This window comes from Flavobacterium sp. GCM10023249, assembly GCF_042653365.1.
In the GTDB taxonomy this organism is placed as follows: Bacteria; Bacteroidota; Bacteroidia; order Flavobacteriales; family Flavobacteriaceae; genus Flavobacterium.
In genome coordinates this window covers 392,057-412,524 of sequence record NZ_JBHSHZ010000016.1, presented here as the reverse complement: position 1 = coordinate 412,524, position 20,468 = coordinate 392,057, and the positions used below count along the sequence as shown (strand labels likewise).

Here is a 20,468-nt window from a genome sequence, read left to right as displayed (position 1 = left end):
GATGTTTTTAGGTAAAAGTTTACTATCACGAGATATTGTAGTAACTTTGAATCCAAAATCGATACAATGCCAATTAATTTCACCGAATTAAAAATAAGAGTCCAAAAAGTTATTGACAGTATAGTGGCAAAAGAGCAGAAAGCGACGGATTTACGTCTCACTGAAGCCAGAGAATTATTGGAAGAACTTACTGATTTTGCGGATAACGATGAAGATTTGATCGAATTGAGTCGGTACCGTATTTTGTTGGATCAATTAGAACAAAAAAATGGCCAATAACTGTTATTGTGGTTCCGGTATTGCATTTTCAAACTGCTGTGAACCTTTTATATTAGGAAGTGACTTTCCATCAACCGCTGAAAAATTGATGCGTTCGCGTTACTCAGCCTATTGCACTCACAATGCAGCCTATTTGATAGCAACCACACACAGCAGTACCAGAAAAAATCATCATAAAGAAGATATTTTGAGTTTTGCCCTTGAGAATCATTGGGTGAAACTAGAAATTTTAAACACTTCCGAAAAGAAAGTGGAATTCAAAGCCTATTACCTTGACAGTAATTTAAAAGCTCATGTGCATCACGAAAAATCTACCTTCCAAAACGAAGAAGGCAGATGGTTTTATGTGGATGGTGAATGGTTTTGATCGACTAAGTAAATTCTAAAAAGACAACTGCAAACCGGTTAAAATATTCCCTGAAAAGAAGTTGCTATTACTGATAGTCTGATATCCTTTAAGGTTGTATTTTATCATTGGTTCTACATTCAATTTCATCATCTTGTTAATTGTATAATCGAAACCGAAACCAAAATTGATTCCAACAGTAGCATCCAATAGTCCTTTGGTTTTTCCTATTTCATAGTGGTTCCCATTACTGGTAATTGCAGCTACTTTATTTTTATTTAAATACAGAATACTGATGCCTCCAATCGCATTGACACCTATTTTTTTGTCAATGACTTTATATTTAACTTCCAAAGGAACCTCTGCATATGAAATTTCCTGAACTAGCGTCATTTTTTCCGATTGATTGGACTGATTGTAAATTACCATATTCGAGTAACCATTAGTGTAAGATAGGTTCGAATAATCTGTTGTATTCACCGGTACATCTTCAGTTTTAAAATTCAAGTTGGTAAAACCGATACCAATTCTTGAACTTAGTCTTCCTTCGGGCGTATAACACAAATAGGCACCATAACTCCATTGTACTGCAGAAGTTTTCGAATTGTTGTTTAGTCTGGTGTCAATCGTTGAGTTATTTCCTTTTGCAAACGAAAGTGTTGGCGAAACGTAGCCAAATACGCCCAATGGATATACTTTAATTTTCGGCAAAGAATCCTTTTTTTGAGGTTTTACTTCGGCTATTATTTTTTTGGTTTTCTTTTTTTCAACGATAGGTGTAGTAGACAAACTGTCTAATTTTTCTTCTTTCGGTTCCGTATTAGTCAACTGCAAAGTAACCGGATGGGTTTCGTTGTCATTTTTTGTAGCATCAGAAGTGGTATCCGATGAAGTACTTGGAACCGATTTAGTTGTACGCTTTGTAGCTGTTGTTGTAGACACCGCTTTTACCGGTTTGTTTTTTTTAGGCATTTTTTTTCTGACACCTACTTTGGTTTTCGGATGTGAAGTGCTAAACTGGTTCTTGCTATTCGTTGCTCCTGTTGTTCCAGTTACTTTTACTTTCACGGGTGCTTTTACTTTTTTCTTTTTTACCACATAACTATAGGTTTTCACGACTTCGTATTCGTCATACTCCGGAGTAGATTTTACCAATCGTTTTTTCGTAACCGTCACTTTTGTTGCCTCTCTGCTGTAGTAGGTTTTATCCGTTCCAGTTTTCGAAATCGGATGTAAAGAAGTTGTGCCTCCTGACTCTGCAATTCCGGTTTGTTTTTTGGACTTTATTTTCGGATTCTCCTGATCCGGCTGTAAAGTAGTCACTTCTTTTTCCGAAGTAGCCGTTGTTTTACTGTTGGAATTGGCCGTACTACTATTTTTAAGCTCGGTCGAATTGATAGCTTCCTGTTTGTTTTCTATAGTATTTTCAGCAGTGCTTTCCGTTTTCAACTGCTTTTCGTTTTCCGAACTTCCTCTTGTATTGCCTACCTTATTTGAGATGGGATTACTTTGATTGAATTCTGTACTGTAAAGTAAATCGCCCGCTTTTTTATTTCCTGTAATTGCTGGGAAGAAATAATACAAAGCTCCCGACGATAATCCTAAAATTAAAAGTGCAGGAAAAAGCCACACGAACGATCTGCGTTTCTTTTTGGTGTTTAAATCGTTTTCAATTTTAGACCATAACGCATCGCTTGGGCTTTTGTCCAAGTCTTTAAGTTTGTCTTTAAATGCGCTGCCTATATCTTTTTTATTTTCCATGCTGTTTAGTATACGTTGCGGAAGTAATATGGTTGATTTTTTCTTTTAAAATTTGTTTTGCCCTGTGTAAGTTCGATTTAGAAGTGCTCTCACTTATCGATAACATTACTGCAATCTCTTTGTGCGAGTAATCGTCTAATTCATACAAACTAAAAACTAGTCGGTACTGATTGGGTAATTCCTGTATGAGTTGTAAAATACTATCGGCAGGAATATCAAACTCTTCGACAGTTACCGTTGTGTCTTGTGTGTACTCGTCTTTAATGGGTACAAGAAAAAAGCTTTTACGGTACGAACTGATGGCTTTATTGATGACAATACGCTTCATCCAGCCTTCAAAAGAGCCTTTGTTTTCAAACTTTCGTATTCCCGTAAATATATCAATGAAAGCGTTGTGCAGATTGTCTTCCGCTTCCGCTTCATTACTGCAATATTTTAGGCTCAACACAAAAAGAGGCTGTTTGTATAAATGATACAGCTCTTCTTGTGCTTTCCGGTCTTGCTTGATACAATTTTTTATTAGTTTCTCTAAACTCAAAATGGAATAAGGTTTCTATTTGTTGTACCGATAGTTTCATCGGATACAACCAAAAATCGGTTAAAAATAGCGTATTACTCGGGTCTTTATGGTATTCACCACTGGAATTTTTGAACTTGTGTTAGTAATTCCTGTTGAAAAATCGATTATCACAGCGGTTGCACTATCGGCTTCGGTGGCACTCCAATAAGAAGTAGCACTAAAATTACCCAATTGTTGTGCATGTAAATTAGTATACAATGTATTCAATTCGTCAGCTGAAGGTAAAAACCAATCTTTAAACTCACTTGCAGCGATATGGTATAAGGCTTCTTTTGCGGCTACAGTACCATTATTTAGCGGATTGCAGACAGCAGGAGTTGTATAATAATCTACCAAGCTATCATGAAAATTGACAATATTGATACTGTTTTGGAATCCATCTCCTAGGGCACCCGAAGTGCTATTGGGCACCGAAGTGTTACTGCAACCCCATTCAAAAAAATCCAAATCGCTTGATGCAGCTTCCATATACCTCCAACCGAAGCTGTAATAGCCTTTATCATAGAACACAATGCCTCCGGCCGGACCAACATCGCCAATTGCGTAGGTGGTTGTCGTTTCGCAAACTTGGGAAAGTATTCTATTTTTCGGTTCATTGAAAATTACCAGAAAGTCATTACTGATGCCAACTGCACGATCGATATTCCAATAGGTAGCTACGGCAGAAGTTCCTTCAAGATTGATGTTGAGGTGCAGTTCATCGTTCACATACAAAAATGTCCAAGTACCCAAATACCGCTCGTGATTGTAAGTAAAACGCAATGTACCGTCATTATTGGTTTCAAATACGCCTCCGGCATAGGTATTGTCGCCGTTTCGAGTATATGGAACAGTCCAGGCACATTTTGTTGGGCTCGCACCACCACCAAATAATCCGGAATAATACACTAGGATATCTTCGCGTGAACAACTTTCTATGGCCACCTTTAACTCGTCATTATTGTTTACGCTGAATAGCGATCCATCAGCCAGAGTTGTTTGGATGGGATAACTGATACTGATCGCTTGATGATCAGGCAAGCCACCCAAAAACGAACTGAAATCATCATCTCCGGTGAGCGACTTTTCTCCGATAATTTCTTGATTTGAATTGTAGATAAAAACTTTGAACGGGTAGATGAAATCAATACAAGTAATTCTATCCAACGGTTCGTTACTGTCGGTGCTTATTTGCGACAGTAATTCAAACAATTCGGAGTCCTGAGTAATCAACGTTCCAGCTGAAGTTCCCGCTTCAAAAGGTTCAACCTGGCAACTGAAAAACAGTCCGCCAATTAAAAACAATAGGAAATAAAGAGTACGACTCCGATGTTTGAAACTACTTTTATAAGAACAAGTTTCAGTCATTATTTTCATAACTTAGGCTTTAAGGTTATCCTATAGTCAGAAAAAAAACGAAAGGTTGCGTGATTTTTTATTTTTTTTATCAGTTAGTACTAACGCAGTAAAACAAAAGAAATTGTGCCGCTACTTTTTTTTTTGGCGATTCAATAGTGTTCAACCAAAGTGAAGTGTCTGTTTTTTAAAATAATTTTCCCTGTAAAGCCTCCTTTTGTTCTCCACCAAAAACAAATTCCGCAATGCAATCAAACTGTTTACGGTCTGGATTGAAACGTCTCAAAGCAATACGATCACATAAAAAGGTGAGGGAGGGTGGGGCAAATAGAGCATAGGCCTTGGCAATTTGTTCTGGAGAAAGACGGCGTCCGATTGAGATATGGGGTTCACTGCTTTTGATTTCGGTTTTGTAACGAAACTCCTGATGAAACTCTTTCATTATTGTTTTTAGTCCCTCTTTACAGGAATCGTGGGGAGCCAGAAAAAAGGCGCCATTAGGAAAAGTATCGAATCGGTCAAAGTGCGTTGGAATAGCGGTCAGATAGCGGCAAATCGATGAGAGATGGTTTTGAATAGCATTGAATTCAGTGACTGGTAGCTCAAATTCATTCAGTGTGATGTGCGCCACCGAATTTTTGCTATTGTACCATCCGATGGTAGCCGCCAGTTGTTCTTTCATTTGTTGAACAGTACTGATAATTTCAGGAGAAGGATGCAATACGATAGAATACCGTTCAATCATGGGGATAAGCAATTTTGTATTATTCACAAATACCGTCTAGACTGCATGATTCGCCATCAAAGGAAAGCGGTTGCGGATTTTCAGATTTCCAATGACTAAAACGTTCACGAATTACCTGAAGAAAATCGGCTGGTTGTAGTGCGCCACTAAAAGTGATTTTGTTATCGATCAGAAAAAAAGGAACACCGCGTAAACCCATCGATTGCGATTGTCGGATGTCTTGTCGTACTTCTTCAGTATAGGCAGTGCTATTAAGTACTGAATGAGTTTCGGCAATGGGTAAACCTACTTCTAGGGCGATGGCTTCCAATTTGGAAAGCGAACCAATGTCTTCACCGTTACAAAACACGGCTTCAAACAATCGTTGCTCCAAAAGGGAATCCAATTGGAACTGTTTCGAAAACTGCAGTAAACGGTGGGCAGTAAACGTATTGGTCCATTGCATTCGATCCATATCAAATGTTATACCGGAACGAGATGCCACTTGAGCCACATAAGCATTCATTTGTCGCGCTTCTTCTACCGTGATACCTTTATATTCTGCCAATACTTCGTGTGCATTTCTTCCGCTCTTCGGATAAAAATCAGGAGCCAGTTGAAAGCTGTGCCACTCGATGCTAATTTGATCCCGCTCGGGAAACTCCGTCAATGCCATATCGAGATTTTTCTTCCCGATAAAACAAAACGGACATAGCATATCCGACCAAATAGCGATTGTCATTTTAGGTGTCATCGATAGTAGTTTTATGGGTGTAAAGTTCGGAAAATTTATGGCTAGTTGTTCATGGTTTATTGTTTATCGTTTGTTTTTGGGAATTAGAAAAAATTACGGTTTTTCCATATCAAAATTGGAGGTTTTCCCTCATACCGTGTAAGAAAAAGCGTATTATCTTTAATTGATTATTAACAAACTAAAAAACAACCTATTATGAAAAAGTATTTTGCGTTGGCAGTCAGTGCCATCTTCTTACTTGCTGCAACGGTTTCTTGTGAGAAGAACGATATCGAGCAGGAAGGCAGTTCAAAACAGCAAAACCAGAAAGCAACGGTACAAGCTTTAGCACCTTGTGCACCTGTGTATGCTTTGGTGTTATCCGGCTCAAGTGGTTCGCCTGTTCCTGCAGGTTTTGCCTCAACGATCTTTAAAGTGGATTTATGTGCCAGTCCGACAGGCTATAACTTTGTTTCTATGATCAATGTAGGAGGAGTTCCCGTGCGTTCGGTAACCGGATTGTGTGATATGCCCGGTGTTCCCGATTTTGCTTGGGCAGTAACCGGAGTGAATTCCAATTTTCCGAGTAGACTATTGAGAGTACAAATTTCCACCGGAAGTGCGAGCGTAGTTGCCACTACAACCGTTCCGTTACAGGATATCGAAAATTATGGCACTACCGGATTGTTTGTGGCAGTACGAGAAGGTACCTCTCAATTGATGAAAGTGTCTGTTCCAGGTGGTGTATGTAGTGTTTTTGCTCCTGCTGGACCTACACCGCAATACAATGGATTGACCGTAGTGGGGAATAAATTTCACGCCATTTCCGGTAACACCAATCTGATTTGCAATCCAACTTACGGCGATATTTTTGAGTACAACACGGCTGGGGGACCGTATGTAGCGAAGTATTCGTATAAAAATCTAACGGCAAATCCTAGTTGGACCATGAAAGAACTGGGATTCCATTTTGATGCATGCTGCGGTAAACGTTGGACCGTTGGAAGCTCCATGGGGATTATTTCGAACAATACCAATATTACACCTTGTGTATTGCCTAATCCTTCGTTCTTGTTAAATACGAGTACGACAGGTCAGAACTACAGATATATCTATGATTTTATGCAGAAGTTTTAAGTAACACAATTTTGCATGGGTAGCACCCAACCGGACAGGTACTTCATCAGTTCGGTTCGGGTGTTTTTTTATGGATTGCCTTACCAATTACTTTCAACACTACAAAGGGTACCGATTTACATTCGGTTAGTCAATTTAAGAAACATTACACCAGCAATAGAAACCATGACCACCAAAATTAACCAAGAGGCAGTTCTCACTTTTGGACTAAGATTTTGATTTCGTTGTATTTGGTAAAAAGCGTAGCCATTAACGACTAACAGTACCGCACCACAAATACTAACGATAGCCTTGTCGTCACAGGCATATACACCCAACATCATTGCCATGATTAAAAAGGAAAGTCGCATACCGTAGCGTTCCATAAAAGGCAACTGTTTTTTTTCGCTAAGAGGATGCAATTCCGCCAGCAATTGTGCAACGAGTTCTTTCTTTTCGATTTGTGTAACCACAACAATCGACTGTGCAGTTGATGTACCTTTAATTACAAAACTTCCATTGGAATATTTGATAATTTCTTGAATTTCCGATTTTGGGATTCGGATTGCTGGGGTATCTTTTTGCTCCCTCAAAACATAATCGGCATCTACCGTAAGAACATAACTCAATAGCGCTTCTTTCTGTTTTTTTAGATTTTTAGTAATACTGTTGATGAAAGTATACCCCATGACTACTAACGGAAGTACGTAGAAAAGGAAGTTGTCGTTCTGATTGTCCCTATTGATGTATAAAATCACTAGGGCAATACAAGAACTCAACCCCATTATAAGGAGCAATTGGTTGCGCATTTTTGTATGGATTTCAGGGTAACGATCGGGATCAATTTTGAACTGTTGCATAATTATAGAATGGGGGACAATTGTAAGACTAGCATAAAGAAATCCTAGCGTTCGCAAATATAGTAAAAGAAAAAATTGTCAGCTCGTTTTTTAAAATAGAGTACCAATTACGACGATAAAGGTCCATCTGTACCAGTACTGGAAAAGAACGGAGGATTGTCGTTTCTCCATTCGGTATAGTTATCGCTAATGATTTGCAGAAAATCGGTAGGTTGTGCCGCTCCGCTAAAAGTAAATTTATTATCTACTAGAAAAAATGGCAGGCTACGCATTCCAATGGTTAGCGAGTGCCTCATGTCTTTTTTTACGGCATCGGTAAAGTCGTTGCCTTTTAAAACCGAAAACGCATCTTGTACCGGAAGTCCGATTTCTTCCACAATTCGAAGCAGAGTTCGGACATCGCCAATATTTTCTCCATAGCAGAACACCGCTTCAAACAAACGTTGTTCAAGCGAATAGGCAGAGCCTAAAGGTTTCGACCATTGCAGTAAACGATGTGCCTGAAGGGTATCGGCCCATTGCAAACGATCCAAGTCGAACTGTATACCGGCTTGTTGTGCCATTTGAGTAACATACACACTCATTGCTTTGGCCTTGTCTAAGGAAACCCCTTTGTATTCGGCTAAAATTTTAGGTCCATTTTTTTTCGATCTGGGGTGAAAATCGGGCGCTAAAAGATAACTGTGCCATTCGATAGCCAGACTGTCGCGATCGTAAAATTGCAGCAGTGCGCTATCGAGGTTTTTTTTCCCGATGAAACAGAACGGACACATAAGGTCAGTCCAGATATCGATGGTCATCTTTGCACTCATGGGAGTTGGTTTTACTATTTTTTTGGTTGGATGTTCAAGGTGGGGAAACCTTGTTCTTATATAGAGTTGATTTTTTTTGAAAAGGTTGGATGTAGGTCAACATTTTTTTTGCCCGTGCTCCCGAGTGGGAGGAATTTGAATACAAAGTGCTGTATGTTAGTTCAACATCGGTTGGTGGAAGTATTCGAGAAAGTAAAAAAAAAATGTGGCGATTTCATTTTAAAACGAAATCGCCACATTGTATAATGGAATTTGAAATAGACCTATTCCTGATATTCAGCTACCACTTCCGCATCAAATTCCATGTGATCTTCCACTTCCGAAACCACCGGTTTGGAAGCTTTCAATGCGTTGAATTTTTCAATTTGTTCCAATCCGTCTTCCTCACCGCTGAAGTACGGGAAAACATCCATAATAGGAGACTCCGAAATGGCCGGAATCGTATAATCGCCCATGGTGTTTTTCATGGCAAACATTGTATTGTCAAAAGCCTCTTTCACATCATTCGCCTGTACCAGCAAATAAATATTCGTTTTACGTTCTTTGCCACTTTCCTCATCATAAGCAGTTAAGGCCACTTTAGAACGGAACCAACGGTCGGCATTTTCAAACGGATGAATCTCATTGTAATTGGCTACCTTGATGTTGGTTATCTTGAACTCCTCACTGATATAACTCATCATTTCCTGAGTAATTCTAGATTCCGCTTCCGTATAGGATAACGCATCCACCAAATACGGTTCGGTAGTTACCTTTTGGATACCGTTTTCGTCAATTTTTCTGAATTTTACTTTGCATTCATACCACGTTGCACTCATATTTTCACTTTTTAGGGAGGGCAAATGTAAATTTTAATTCAAAAAGAAAAGATTTGTTTTTTAAGTTTTTTTGAATGCCTAACCCTTACAGGGTTTTAAACCTTGAATGGGTTAGGCTTCATTCGATAATTATATTTTCGATGGCTGTAAGATCTTGTTCTTGTTGATGAAAAAAGATAAAGTTTTCTAAACCGTCATAGGTTTTTAAAACAGTTTCTCTATTTAATTTTGTTGGCTTTTTCGAAATAATTGTTGAATAAGAACTCCAAGGGTAATCTACAATACTTGTAACTAATCCATGGTGTACAGGATTGTTATGGATGTAAAACAGTAATTTTTGGAAATAGCTTTCGGAATCGACTAATTTTCTTTCGAATGTTCCTTCAAACAGACATCCTGTTCTACCGTATTTTTTATTGATAGCCTGTGTGTATGCATTGAACAAATGACCAAATTGCCTAGATGGTTGTTTTATTTTGAAATTGTTTCCATCGTTTTCATTTGTGGTATATTTTTCTATTTCCTCTTTGTCTTTGATACGAACTAAAATGTGAAAATGGTTTTTTAGTAGACACCAAGCATAGGTATCTGCGATGGGATTTATGTACTTTGAATACAATCTGAGAAAATAATTATAATTTTCGGTTTCAAAAAAAAGGGTTGCACTGTTGTTGCCCCGATTGTAGATATGGTAAAAGTGACCATATTCTAAAGGTTGTTTTAGGTGTGGCATTGTTTATTACTTTAATCATGGCTAGTATAGGTGCTAATTTACACTTTTTTTGTGTTTTGATATTGGATCTAGTTTCAAATCTTAAAGGATGGCGATCCATTGCCTAACCCTTACAGGGTTTTAAACCCTGAAAGGGTTAGGCTTCATTCAGTTTCGTTAAAAGCGTTTATTTTGAACAGCAATTGGAATTTGATCGGATCGTTTTTGGAAAAGGGGTAGGTTTCGTTCATCACCCGTTTCTCAAATTTTTTCATCAGTTTCAAATCCAAATCGTCCTTGACGGCAAACAGGATGTCATTGTGTGTTTTGCCCATATCGAATTCGACGATAATTTTTCCCGATTTGTTCGATTTTAGAAACAAATCTTCGAATATCGTATTGATTTTGGCCATAATTCGATTCAAATCTTCCACCGAAGTGTTTTCCAACAGCACCTCATCCGAACTCAGTAAAATCACTTTTTCCAGTTTGGTTTCCTTTTTGCCTTTGGGAACCGCACTAATTTCCACACCGTTTTGATAGATGTGTTCCTTTTTGGCTTGCGTACTCGCTTTCCATGGGGCTTCGTCCAACCACATCAATTTCAAGTCGTTGGGTAACAAATTCAAGATGTAATTGTGGTGTTGGGTTTCGACAATCAGTAATGGTTCCTCAATTTCAAAGGAAATGACCGACCAGTAGTACTGCAATTCCGATGGCGTGGCTTTGCGAATCTGAAAGTCGCCCGCAATTTCCTTACGCAATGCGTTCCAGATGATTTCGGAATCCTTTACACTCTGGCACATTTTGCCTTCGATTTCCAAATCGTTAACATGAAACGTAACCTTGCCTTCTTCGATCTTTTGAATCTCGGGATGGTCTTTGAAGCGCATCCACAATACCGGACCCACAATCAAATGGTCTTGCAATAGTGCCGACCCATTGCCTGATAAACACTCCTGAATGCGTTGTTTGGCCAGTTCAATTTTATCCGGATCACAGTAGTGGTATACGATGCCTTCCGGAATGCTGATGGTTTCTTTTTTCTGACCCGCAGCCGAACAGACTGCCAGCAGTACTAGAAAAAGGTGCGCGATTTTCATGAGAGGAAGCTTAGGATACTTACAAAGGTACTGAAAATCAGTTGATAATAGCGGAGTTGGGGAATTATTCTGTAGTGACCCATTGCAATTGAGTGGATGTTTGCGACAGTTCCGTATTCGCTTTACTACAAGTTGTGGTTAGGTACAACGTCTTTGTACTGAAAAGGGCGCTGAAATAAAACGATATCCCTAAAATAAGGAGCAGAAAGCTACCCCAATATAGTGATGATTTTGGGGTGTAAACCTTGGTGATTTATAGGAATAATCCTAACAAATACGATGTGGTTCCTACCCATCTTTGTACTCAACAATAACAAACTACATAAAAAAAAAGTACTATGAAAAAAATTATGTTTACAAAAGCACTATTGCTTTTATGGGGATTTGTCAATGCCCAGTGTTTAATCAATAATGGAAGCTTGAATAGTTCCATCGTTGGAGATGGCTTTAACACCAGCAATCCAACCGTTCCGAACTGGTTGGCAAGCCATGGAGACCCAACTGCTTTGGGAACTGTAGGGGGCAACACATGGGCCTGGATGTGGTCCCACAGCAACAGAGGAGAAGGAATTATGACCAACTACAACTTCCAGTCGGGACAAAATTATGTAATGTCATTCCGAGTAAGAGCCACGACCAACATTGGTAATCCTAACACAACGGTTTTGAACTCGACACTGAATGTGAAAATTACTTCGGGACTTACTTCTGGAAGCACCTATACGATGCCTACGCCCAGCAATGTACAAACCATTTGGAGCAGTACCGTAGCGGCAGTTGGACCCAATTGGCAAACAATCACGGTACCTTTTACCGCAAATAGCAACCAATCCCAATTGTGGTTGCATCCTTTAATGACGGCAAATTCCGGAAGTAACGGCAATGCACAAATCCAAATGGAGGTAGATGATGTAGCCATTTCACCGGCGATCAATCCATCTATGTATTTTCAAAATGCGGCCGGAACCATGAAAACCGACTTCTGTTTAGGAGAAAGTGTGTACATGAATGGGACCAACTCTACAAACGAAACCCATTATTATATCGATATCTCGAGAAGACCTATCGGTTCAACCGCCGCTTTCCAATGGCAAGCACAATTGGGTACCAACGGCTGGACAACAGGCCAAGTAGGCGTTTTGAATTTGTCCAATCTATTCGCAGCACAAAACTATTTTTTTGCCGATGGCTTTGAATACCAAGTAAAATTAGCCGTGGCGAGTGCCTGTATTCCATGGGTGGAAATGACACGAATATTCCGAATTTATACCAATTCTGTTTCTCCTGCTTTTACGTTCACCAGTACTTGTGCTCCCAACGGAACCATTCGAGTAACAGCAACCGCTTCCAACACTGCGCCGGGTATTAGTCAGTGGTGGGCATTAATGGAAACTACGACACCCGGGGCTACCTCAGATGCCGCTACAATAGGCCAAGTGGGTACTGTTTTAATGGGGAATACCGTTACATTTTCAGGATTGAGCCATACCAAAAACTACTACATCAAGCATGGTGTTTTCGGGAACTGTGTGAATTGGACCGAACAACGTACCGCGTTACCACAAACGGCAATGTGGGCCAACTATACCACCAATTTCAACATGGCGCCAAGTGCCAACCTGAACGGAACCGTTACCGTTACGGCGGCAGCGCATAGCAACCCTTTGTTGGTCAACCATCATTGGTCGATTTTTGAAGCACCCAACGGTTCTACTACTGGGAATACCAACGTAAGCGGGAATCCGGATCAGTGTTGTTCGAATGCCAGCGCCACCTTCTCTGCTAATTTGGTAGTCAATCATTGGTATTACATCAAACACGGTATTTGGAACGATTGCATACCATGGAACGAAACCCGCAAAGCCTTCCGTGTAGTTGTACAAGGTTTATTGGCCGATGGGTCTCCGGACTATGCCATTGAAGAATATATGATCGAAGAAAAAACCAAGGAAAGCCGAACTTCCGCATCAGCAACCACAGAAGATATCGTTTTGTATCCGAATCCGGTAGCGGCAGGAGCCACCCTACAATTGACCGTGGGCGAGAGAAAAGTAGCCGATGCTCAGCTAGTGGATTTTCTAGGCAACACCCATAAATTGGCTATAGGAAAGAACGCTACCCAATTGATAAGTATTCCTTTGAACGCGCAGTACAAACCGGGCATCTATACCCTAAGAGTACGTTGTGCCGACGGAGCCGTGATCACCAAAAAGGTAGTGATTGAATAAAATCGTTTTTTTTTCTAAAATCCGTTCAACGTCTGGTACTTTGAACGGATTTTTTTTGGAATAGCTTGTCTATTGCTGGGATACAATCGTTGCGGATTCACGAAGTAAATTCTCGCTATCGGAAAGTGGTTAGTATAAAAAGATGATTTTGTTCATGTTTTTGGTTTTAACGAACCGATGCACAATTGTACAAGGCATTATGGGATTGCATTGCGTTGGCGAATTCTTTGGGCAATGCGAGTTGGGTTTTGCAATAATCGGTTACGGTATACTGTTGGGTTTCGGCATCAAACACTACGACTTCTGTAGTACTCCAATCCGAATTGTACGTCCATATGTTGCCCTCTCGATCGACATACAAATTCCAGTAGTGGTAGTGGCTGAACATCCGGTTCATACTTTGTTGGTACACTAACTTCCCTTTGCGATTGGTAACACCAAAGAACAGCGAGCCATCGACACATTCTTTGAGGTGTAAATAGTTGAAATTTTGGAACATAAAATACCTTCCGGGTTCTTCTACAAATCCGGAACGGATGGATTGTATCGGCTTTTCGGAATAACGGCAAGAAACTAGGGAAAGTAGGAGTAGGAGGCATAGGGTTTTCATGAGTATGGGGTATTGTATTCGGTCGTAAAAATAGAAAAATATATTTTGAAGTGGCTGTAAGTGTCTCAATAAGCCATCACGATTTTTTATCTTTGTGAACAAGGCAATCCCAGTACATATAGTATTACCTTCTAGAACTCTAAGGATGTTATAAACAACAAGCCCCTTAGATTTACCTCTGAGGGGCTTACTTTTAGCTTTTACTTAAAACACAGAGTCTGAAAGCTAAAAAAGTACTACTTAATTAATGCCTGAGCATAGAAAATACAACCTAGGTCATTTTTATAAACGGTCACACCCCCAAGAGGTGTCCACCCTTCTAAAATTGCTTTATTGACCATTTCAACAAATAAATGATCATAATGTGCCTCAATAATTTTGTACTTTTCCATGATTACTTACCTTTTTTTGTGTTAGGATTCATTTGGGTTCCTCTATTCCCTTGGTTCTGGGCATACTGACGATTGACCCCATTAGTCCCTTTGTTGGCGTTTTGCATGTTAGCATTGTTGTTTGGCGGCAACATTTTTTCACTCATAATAATCTTGTTTTAAATTGTTAATAATTAATTATGGGTCAAATCTCGATCAAAAAAAACAGCTGATATAATCTTGAATCATATCAGCTGTTTATAAGTAATAAAAGCGTCGCTTTAAATAACAAGAGCGGTTATTTTAATATTTTTTTGAGAGCAGGAATGTAATTTTCAGAAACTGGAAGATGCCTCACCACAGGCAAATTTTGAACTCCATCAAAAATTTCTACTGCAAGTGTTTCTTTTTTTTTATCAAAACTTTTAATGTGATGCTTGTTTACACGATACGATTTATGAATGGTGACAAACTGCGACTTTTGCAGTCCTATTTCCTCCATTCGCGTAAATGAAAAGTCGATTAACTTTTCTGGTTTTTGATGGGTAAAATGAATCATCTTATTGTTCGACTCCGCCCCATTTTCTTTATCAGAAGATAGATAGACTATACTATTGGTCGCAATTTTTGTTCTACCTTTTTTACCCAAATGCAAATGCACATAATCAATAGCGCCAAAAAACTGAATTTCTTTCAAAAAACGATTCATGGTTTTGATGAAGTCATCACCTGTAAATGGTTTTGTAATATGCTCTACACACAATCCAAACTCTCTTTTTAAGTTTTCAATCTCTTTAATATATTGTGGTACATTACTACTAGCAAATATCACTGGTAACTTTAACACATACGCCACTTCCATACCCGTCATGTACGAATCGCCTAAATTCAAATCCAGCACCAGTACCTCAGGCATCGTTTTTTTTACTTCCTCCATAAAGGTTTTTGCACTGGTACAAGCTGTAACTACCATAGTGCTATCTATGCTTTTTAAGTAATTACAATTGCTTTGCAATTGTTCAGGATTGTCGTCGAGTAAAGCTATTTTCATTAATTTGTCTTTAAAACATTTAATAATTTAGACCAGACATTCTTTTCATTGTATCCAGAAACGCTTGCTTGAATGAATCATCTTTAGCTATTAAGCGATATAAGTCTAATTCATTCTTCCTTTGTTTAGCCATAATATCGTCAAATATTTTCAAATAAGCCAAATCTCTATTACCGGCATCGGGGTTTTTTGCTACTTTGGTTTCATAATCAGGATGAGACATCATCATTTTACTCAAAGAAATAAATTTTACTCTTTGATCTTCTGGTGTAACATCCCAGCCTTGGAACCAGCGCTCGTTAAAGCTTTTAATAATTACATCTAATTCGTCTTCATCTTCACCTGGACCATGAGCTCCTCTTGGATTTGGATTTTGTGGGTCTAATTCTGTTTCAGAATCTTCTAGTTCAATACTGGTATTTAATTTAACGCGTTCCAAACCATAGGTTGATAAATCAACTGTATCTAACAACCCGTCTAATTGTGCCATCGTATCAACGACAATAAGTTTTGGGATTAGAAATTTAAGAAACCAAAACAGCTTTTCCCAACTGATCATTTCATAAGGTAAAATGGCAGCCATTTGTCCATAGATTTTTACAAACTGCTTAGCTTTAATCTTAAAATCGGCTTTGTCTTTATCTTCCAGACCGAGTTCGTTATTAAAACGTTCTGCGGCCACATCAATGATGGGACTCAAAAATTGGGCATCTACTTTGTCGAAGTACTTTTGAACAAAATCGTCTACCTCGTATGCTTCATATACACCAACATCGTCTAAACTACCTTTTAATTCATGCAACACATTCACATCAGTTGCACGACTCAAAGTAGTTGAAGTGTAAAATGGATCAAAGGCCTCTTTAATTTCTTCCGTTGCATTAAAAAAATCCAAAACAAATAAATCTTCAGTTTTCTTTCCATATTTGTTTGCAGAACGATTTAACCTTGATATCGCTTGTACAGCCAGAACGCCTTGTAATTTTTTATCAATATACATTGCGGTCAGCTTAGGTTGATCGAATCCGGTGAGGTATTTGTTAGCTACCACTAAAATACGGTAGTTGTCTTCCTCAAATTTGTCTTTGGTGTCTTTCTCGGCAAATCCATTTAAAACTTCTTCCGAATATTCAATTCCGTTTATCGTTTTCTTACCAGAAAATGCAATGATCACTTCAAATGGATTTCCTTTGGTTTTCAATATGTCTTTAATTGCCAAGTAATAATTAATCGCTGATTCGATACTTTGGGTTACGACCATTGCTTTTGCTTTGCCTTTCAATAGTTTCTTATTGACTACCTGACTCATGAAGTGGTCAATCATAATTTCAGCTTTAGTCCCTATTGTTCTTGGATCCCGTTCTACAAAAGCACGTAATTTTTTTTGTGCTTTGGCCGAATCGAATAAAGGATTGTCTTCAATGGATTTATTAATTTCGTAATAGCTTCTGTAGGTGGTATAATTGGCCAACACATCAAGAATGAAACCTTCTTCAATAGCTTGTTTCATAGAATACAAATGAAAAGGCTTGAAGGAACCGTTTTCCTGTTTATTCCCGAACTTTTCCAGCGTATTGTTTTTTGGGGTAGCTGTAAAAGCAAAATAGGAAGCATTGCCTCGCATTTTACGCGAACGCATAGCTTCTACAATTTTGTCCTGTGCATCTTCCTCTTCTTCTATAGCGTTTTTACCCATAGCGCGATTCATATTGTCGGCTGTAGAACCACCTTGACTTGAATGGGCTTCGTCGATAATGACTGCAAAATTCTTATCACTTAAATCGGCAATACCGTCAATGATAAATGGGAATTTTTGAATGGTCGTGATGATGATTTTCTTGCCATTTTCGAGTGCCTCTTTTAACTCGCGGGAGGAGAAAGCAGGAGCGACAATATTTTTAACCTCTGAGAATTCTTTGATATTATCTCGAAGTTGTTTGTCTAATATTCTACGATCGGTTACTACAATTACCGAATCGAATAGGGGATTGCCTATTCCCTTATTTCCAGGTATGTTTTCGTTTGCAGGATAGGTTTCGATGAGCTGATAGGCCGACCAGGTAATCGAATTGGACTTACCCGAACCAGCAGAATGCTGAATCAAATAAGTTTGCCCTGTACCGGTAGTACTGGCATGGTTTACTAATTTACGTACCACATCCATCTGATGGTAACGTGGAAAGTATAAACTCTTTTTTGCTAAAAGATCATTGTCTTTGCCATCGAAACGGACAAAATGTTGGATAATATTCGCTATACTTTCACGAGTAAAGACTTCATCCCATAAATAAGCCGTTTTATGTCCAAATGGGTTGGGCGGATTCCCTTTTCCGTTATTGTTTCCTAAATTGAACGGCAAGAAAAAGGTAGAACCCCCATCTAATTTAGTGGTCATATAGGCTTCGTCGGTATCTACCGCAAAATGCACGATACAACGGCCGAAATTCAATAACGGTTGCGTTATATCTCTTTTGAATTTGTATTGGTTAATTCCATGAACTTTGGCATTTTGGCCTGTCCAATGGTTTTTTAATTCCATGGTTGCAAAAGGAATCCCGTTGATGAAGAACACCATATCGATTTCCTCTAATGGATTGGAATTGGAATATCGCAACTGACGCGTAACCGAAAACTCGTTTTTCTCAAAATTATCTTTGATTGCCTGACTACTGCTAGCCAACGGAGCAACATAAAATAAGGTAAAATGCGCATCGTCTACTTCCAAACCTTTTTTAAGTAAACGAAGAATGCCATATTTTTTTATTAAACGGTCAAAACGCTCTACTATCTTTAACTTCCAATCGGATTGTTTTTGCAGCTTAGCCAACTCATCCCCCTGAGTAGTTTCTAAGAAATGCCAAAATCGTTCTTCATCCAAGGCATATTTTGCGTTGAAATTGGAAGGATAGCCAATATAATATCCCTTGCCAGAACGGTATAGTTCTGAACGGTCATTTACTTCACCAGCTTGTTTAAGTTCTTCTACACTTGTGCCAGTCAATATTTTTTCTATGGCGGCTTCTAGGGCTTGTTCGTTGGTTAGGCTAGGCATAATTATTTGTCGTTATAATGCATTTTACAAGAATGAATTTTTATTTTTTTGTCAAGTACAGTATAAACAATCCTATCTTTTTTAACAATTCTTTTTGATCCTTGACCGCCACCCAAGTTTTCTGTTAGTCCCATCCCCCCAACAAAAGGAGCATTTCTAATGTCTTCAATCAATTTTTTAATTCTTATTATGTATCTTTTATCGTCATAATACCAAGAAATTATTTCATTAATTGCCCTAGGATCAAATTCGTATTTATCGATTGGGAATACTTTAATGATATTTTCATAAGAATTTAATGGAGTGTCTTCTGTCGTAATACTTTTGATCCAATCAACAAAATTGTGATTAAAAACACTTTCTGCACAAGAAAGATTTATTATATCTTCATGTGATGAACTTTTAGTAACGGTATTAGTAACTTTTAGATTAATCGCATCACTATCCCATAGAGGGAAACCAGTAATGCTGATAGTGGGTACTTCGCAAATATAAGAAATGGCTATACCTTCAGGGGAGGTTGGCTTTCCTAAATGATTATTTGTTTCAAACTGATTTACAATAAACATTTCGGCTTCATTACTATCTTCATCTGCAATAAAAGGATTTTTTGCTATAGATAGCAATAATATTTTAAAACTATTTGTAACCTCTGGATCATTTAAAAAAGAGCTAAAAGTATATCCTGATCCTAAATCTTCTGAATAAAAATTATTGTGAGTTCGTAAAATATTAAAATCATATTCTTTTAACGCTTTCATTGTTTCAATTAGCGTAAATATTTTGTGTTTTGACTCAGCAACAGAAGTACTTTGTGGTAAAACAGACATTTCATTAAAATAAATCTCCATCTTAAATCAGTTTAAAAAGTTGATTGCTCCATTCGTCAAGCATATTTTTGGGATATTCACTTAACTCTCCATTTTTATCTATTTTAATATCAGTTATTTTTGAGTGTTGTTCACTTGCTTCAACAACTTTATCGTAATAAAAAATAGCCACTTTATCATTATCAATATCACCTTCTTTTACAGCAACTCTAATACCATTTAATATATGATCACTATGAGTTTCAACAATTATCTGAACATCATTCATAGCTGTTTTTGCTATCAGTTTTCCTAATTCTGCTTGACCTCGAGGGTGAATATGTGATTCAGGATTTTCAATAATAATTAATTGCCCTGGTTTAGAAGCCAATAAAGTCGTGACTATAGGTAAACCATAAGTAATACCAAAACCAACATTTTCAGGTTTGAATCTATTTGTATTCCCAAAATTGGGTTGTTTAAAAACATACTCAAGTAAAACAAATTCAGATGAAATAGATGTTGTTCTCACATTTACACCAGGTGAAATTTCTCCCATCCATAAATTAATTTGATTAATTAAAGTTCTGTTAACAATATCAGTATTTGTCGTTGTATCCTTCACAATAGTATCCTTGTGCAATAAATTATCAAATAGAACTTCATCATTACTATGAATTTCTATATAATGAGCAGTATACTCACCATTGTTTCCAATGTTATTATCATTTACAACATTAGAATAGCTTTTACTATAAATTGATTTTGGTTCAACTCTATTTGCATTTAAATATTGAAAGTCTTTATTAAGTATTAAACTTCCAATTTTCTCTAATGCGTCATTACTTTCACCATACATGTTTAATTTTGGATTGAAGCTAAAATAATCAGCATCAATTTTGTAATCAAATTCCATTGAAAAAAAATCTGAATCATCAAATTGAATTTCAAAAGACAAATTTTCTCCTTTTTTTGCATATTGATACAATGCGTCTTTTGTTGTTCCAACATTTACATATTCTCCTTGTAAATTTAATTGACCACTTAAAAGACTTTTTGACTGTTTAAGTAACAAAATCGATTGAATAAATGTTGATTTACCCATACCATTTAGTCCTAAATTCAAGTTTAGATTCTTCAGATTAAATCTTTTATTCTTTATAGATTT

The 20,468-nt window shown here is 37.9% G+C and carries 21 protein-coding genes; 4 read left to right on the top strand and 17 right to left on the bottom strand.

Features of this window, described 5'->3' with window-relative positions:
* The first annotated feature begins 66 nt into the window (after positions 1 to 66).
* Positions 67 to 279, top strand: coding sequence for a hypothetical protein (locus ACFO7M_RS15545; protein ID WP_379736712.1), 213 nt, complete (start codon positions 67 to 69; stop codon positions 277 to 279).
* On the top strand, positions 269 to 646 hold the full coding sequence (locus ACFO7M_RS15540) for a YchJ family protein (RefSeq protein ID WP_379736710.1): 378 nt from the start codon (positions 269 to 271) through the stop codon (positions 644 to 646). Before ACFO7M_RS15545 ends, ACFO7M_RS15540 begins: the two co-directional genes overlap by 11 nt.
* Positions 647 to 661: 15 nt before the next feature.
* On the opposite strand, the gene ACFO7M_RS15535 is transcribed toward ACFO7M_RS15540, so the two are convergent.
* The 5 genes from ACFO7M_RS15535 to ACFO7M_RS15515 all read right to left on the bottom strand — a co-directional run bounded on the left by ACFO7M_RS15535 (position 662) and on the right by ACFO7M_RS15515 (position 5,779).
* Entirely contained in the window at positions 662 to 2,386 is a 1,725-nt protein-coding gene (locus tag ACFO7M_RS15535) for a hypothetical protein (RefSeq protein ID WP_379736709.1), read from the bottom strand.
* Complete coding sequence (locus ACFO7M_RS15530) at positions 2,376 to 2,924, bottom strand: RNA polymerase sigma factor (protein WP_379712167.1); 549 nt, start codon at positions 2,922 to 2,924, stop codon at positions 2,376 to 2,378. Before ACFO7M_RS15530 ends, ACFO7M_RS15535 begins: the two co-directional genes overlap by 11 nt.
* A gap of 60 nt (positions 2,925 to 2,984) precedes the next feature.
* On the bottom strand, positions 2,985 to 4,322 hold the full coding sequence (locus ACFO7M_RS15525; RefSeq protein WP_379736707.1) for a hypothetical protein: 1,338 nt from the start codon (positions 4,320 to 4,322) through the stop codon (positions 2,985 to 2,987).
* 166 nt (positions 4,323 to 4,488) lie between these two features.
* Positions 4,489 to 5,046 carry a 2'-5' RNA ligase family protein gene (locus ACFO7M_RS15520; RefSeq protein ID WP_379736705.1) on the bottom strand — a complete coding sequence of 186 codons (558 nt, stop codon included), beginning with the start codon at positions 5,044 to 5,046 and terminating at the stop codon, positions 4,489 to 4,491.
* Between the two features lie 19 nt (positions 5,047 to 5,065).
* On the bottom strand, positions 5,066 to 5,779 hold the full coding sequence (locus ACFO7M_RS15515) for a DsbA family oxidoreductase (RefSeq protein ID WP_379736703.1): 714 nt from the start codon (positions 5,777 to 5,779) through the stop codon (positions 5,066 to 5,068).
* 195 nt (positions 5,780 to 5,974) lie between these two features.
* On the opposite strand from ACFO7M_RS15515, the gene ACFO7M_RS15510 reads away from it, so the two are divergent.
* The gene (locus tag ACFO7M_RS15510) at positions 5,975 to 6,895 is read left to right on the top strand and encodes a hypothetical protein (protein WP_379736701.1); all 921 of its coding nucleotides are present in this window, start codon (positions 5,975 to 5,977) and stop codon (positions 6,893 to 6,895) included.
* A 116-nt stretch (positions 6,896 to 7,011) separates the two neighbouring features.
* Here ACFO7M_RS15510 and ACFO7M_RS15505 read toward each other — a convergent pair whose 3' ends face one another.
* From ACFO7M_RS15505 to ACFO7M_RS15485, 5 genes are all read right to left on the bottom strand, one after another.
* Positions 7,012 to 7,734, bottom strand: a complete 723-nt coding sequence (locus ACFO7M_RS15505) for a hypothetical protein (protein WP_379712177.1) — start codon at positions 7,732 to 7,734, stop codon at positions 7,012 to 7,014.
* 107 nt (positions 7,735 to 7,841) lie between these two features.
* Positions 7,842 to 8,546 carry a DsbA family oxidoreductase gene (locus ACFO7M_RS15500; protein ID WP_379736699.1) on the bottom strand — a complete coding sequence of 235 codons (705 nt, stop codon included), beginning with the start codon at positions 8,544 to 8,546 and terminating at the stop codon, positions 7,842 to 7,844.
* A gap of 263 nt (positions 8,547 to 8,809) precedes the next feature.
* Positions 8,810 to 9,364, bottom strand: a complete 555-nt coding sequence (locus ACFO7M_RS15495) for a DUF4494 domain-containing protein (protein WP_379712181.1) — start codon at positions 9,362 to 9,364, stop codon at positions 8,810 to 8,812.
* Between the two features lie 118 nt (positions 9,365 to 9,482).
* The gene (locus ACFO7M_RS15490) at positions 9,483 to 10,097 is read right to left on the bottom strand and encodes a transposase (RefSeq protein WP_379736697.1); all 615 of its coding nucleotides are present in this window, start codon (positions 10,095 to 10,097) and stop codon (positions 9,483 to 9,485) included.
* A 143-nt stretch (positions 10,098 to 10,240) separates the two neighbouring features.
* Positions 10,241 to 11,179, bottom strand: coding sequence for a hypothetical protein (locus ACFO7M_RS15485; protein WP_379736695.1), 939 nt, complete (start codon positions 11,177 to 11,179; stop codon positions 10,241 to 10,243).
* A gap of 338 nt (positions 11,180 to 11,517) precedes the next feature.
* On the opposite strand from ACFO7M_RS15485, the gene ACFO7M_RS15480 reads away from it, so the two are divergent.
* Positions 11,518 to 13,407 carry a T9SS type A sorting domain-containing protein gene (locus ACFO7M_RS15480; protein ID WP_379736694.1) on the top strand — a complete coding sequence of 630 codons (1,890 nt, stop codon included), beginning with the start codon at positions 11,518 to 11,520 and terminating at the stop codon, positions 13,405 to 13,407.
* A 166-nt stretch (positions 13,408 to 13,573) separates the two neighbouring features.
* On the opposite strand, the gene ACFO7M_RS15475 is transcribed toward ACFO7M_RS15480, so the two are convergent.
* The 7 genes from ACFO7M_RS15475 to ACFO7M_RS15445 form a co-directional block, all read right to left on the bottom strand.
* Positions 13,574 to 14,017 (bottom strand): hypothetical protein, encoded by a 444-nt coding sequence (locus ACFO7M_RS15475; RefSeq protein ID WP_379736692.1) that lies wholly within the window; start codon positions 14,015 to 14,017, stop codon positions 13,574 to 13,576.
* Between the two features lie 236 nt (positions 14,018 to 14,253).
* Positions 14,254 to 14,409, bottom strand: a complete 156-nt coding sequence (locus tag ACFO7M_RS15470) for a DUF1737 domain-containing protein (protein WP_379736690.1) — start codon at positions 14,407 to 14,409, stop codon at positions 14,254 to 14,256.
* Positions 14,410 to 14,411: 2 nt separating this feature from the next.
* Positions 14,412 to 14,555, bottom strand: a complete 144-nt coding sequence (locus tag ACFO7M_RS15465) for a hypothetical protein (RefSeq protein ID WP_379736689.1) — start codon at positions 14,553 to 14,555, stop codon at positions 14,412 to 14,414.
* Positions 14,556 to 14,686: 131 nt separating this feature from the next.
* Positions 14,687 to 15,439 (bottom strand): LytR/AlgR family response regulator transcription factor, encoded by a 753-nt coding sequence (locus tag ACFO7M_RS15460; RefSeq protein WP_379736687.1) that lies wholly within the window; start codon positions 15,437 to 15,439, stop codon positions 14,687 to 14,689.
* Between the two features lie 19 nt (positions 15,440 to 15,458).
* Positions 15,459 to 18,491 (bottom strand): type I restriction endonuclease subunit R, encoded by a 3,033-nt coding sequence (locus tag ACFO7M_RS15455; RefSeq protein WP_379736685.1) that lies wholly within the window; start codon positions 18,489 to 18,491, stop codon positions 15,459 to 15,461.
* A 2-nt stretch (positions 18,492 to 18,493) separates the two neighbouring features.
* On the bottom strand, positions 18,494 to 19,342 hold the full coding sequence (locus ACFO7M_RS15450; RefSeq protein ID WP_379736683.1) for a type II toxin-antitoxin system YoeB family toxin: 849 nt from the start codon (positions 19,340 to 19,342) through the stop codon (positions 18,494 to 18,496).
* 1 nt (position 19,343) lies between these two features.
* On the bottom strand, positions 19,344 to 20,426 hold the full coding sequence (locus tag ACFO7M_RS15445; RefSeq protein ID WP_379736681.1) for an AAA family ATPase: 1,083 nt from the start codon (positions 20,424 to 20,426) through the stop codon (positions 19,344 to 19,346).
* Between the last annotated feature and the right edge of the window lie 42 nt (positions 20,427 to 20,468).

Coding starts and splice junctions, on each gene's coding strand:
- ACFO7M_RS15545 (WP_379736712.1), top strand. CDS start 67: ATGCCAATTAATTTCACCGAATTAAAAATAAGAGTCCAAAAAGTTATT.
- ACFO7M_RS15540 (WP_379736710.1), top strand. CDS start 269: ATGGCCAATAACTGTTATTGTGGTTCCGGTATTGCATTTTCAAACTGC.
- ACFO7M_RS15535 (WP_379736709.1), bottom strand. CDS start 2,386: ATGGAAAATAAAAAAGATATAGGCAGCGCATTTAAAGACAAACTTAAA.
- ACFO7M_RS15525 (WP_379736707.1), bottom strand. CDS start 4,322: ATGAAAATAATGACTGAAACTTGTTCTTATAAAAGTAGTTTCAAACAT.
- ACFO7M_RS15520 (WP_379736705.1), bottom strand. CDS start 5,046: ATGATTGAACGGTATTCTATCGTATTGCATCCTTCTCCTGAAATTATC.
- ACFO7M_RS15515 (WP_379736703.1), bottom strand. CDS start 5,779: ATGACACCTAAAATGACAATCGCTATTTGGTCGGATATGCTATGTCCG.
- ACFO7M_RS15510 (WP_379736701.1), top strand. CDS start 5,975: ATGAAAAAGTATTTTGCGTTGGCAGTCAGTGCCATCTTCTTACTTGCT.
- ACFO7M_RS15505 (WP_379712177.1), bottom strand. CDS start 7,734: ATGCAACAGTTCAAAATTGATCCCGATCGTTACCCTGAAATCCATACA.
- ACFO7M_RS15500 (WP_379736699.1), bottom strand. CDS start 8,546: ATGAGTGCAAAGATGACCATCGATATCTGGACTGACCTTATGTGTCCG.
- ACFO7M_RS15495 (WP_379712181.1), bottom strand. CDS start 9,364: ATGAGTGCAACGTGGTATGAATGCAAAGTAAAATTCAGAAAAATTGAC.
- ACFO7M_RS15490 (WP_379736697.1), bottom strand. CDS start 10,097: ATGCCACACCTAAAACAACCTTTAGAATATGGTCACTTTTACCATATC.
- ACFO7M_RS15485 (WP_379736695.1), bottom strand. CDS start 11,179: ATGAAAATCGCGCACCTTTTTCTAGTACTGCTGGCAGTCTGTTCGGCT.
- ACFO7M_RS15480 (WP_379736694.1), top strand. CDS start 11,518: ATGAAAAAAATTATGTTTACAAAAGCACTATTGCTTTTATGGGGATTT.
- ACFO7M_RS15475 (WP_379736692.1), bottom strand. CDS start 14,017: ATGAAAACCCTATGCCTCCTACTCCTACTTTCCCTAGTTTCTTGCCGT.
- ACFO7M_RS15470 (WP_379736690.1), bottom strand. CDS start 14,409: ATGGAAAAGTACAAAATTATTGAGGCACATTATGATCATTTATTTGTT.
- ACFO7M_RS15465 (WP_379736689.1), bottom strand. CDS start 14,555: ATGAGTGAAAAAATGTTGCCGCCAAACAACAATGCTAACATGCAAAAC.
- ACFO7M_RS15460 (WP_379736687.1), bottom strand. CDS start 15,439: ATGAAAATAGCTTTACTCGACGACAATCCTGAACAATTGCAAAGCAAT.
- ACFO7M_RS15455 (WP_379736685.1), bottom strand. CDS start 18,491: ATGCCTAGCCTAACCAACGAACAAGCCCTAGAAGCCGCCATAGAAAAA.
- ACFO7M_RS15450 (WP_379736683.1), bottom strand. CDS start 19,342: ATGGAGATTTATTTTAATGAAATGTCTGTTTTACCACAAAGTACTTCT.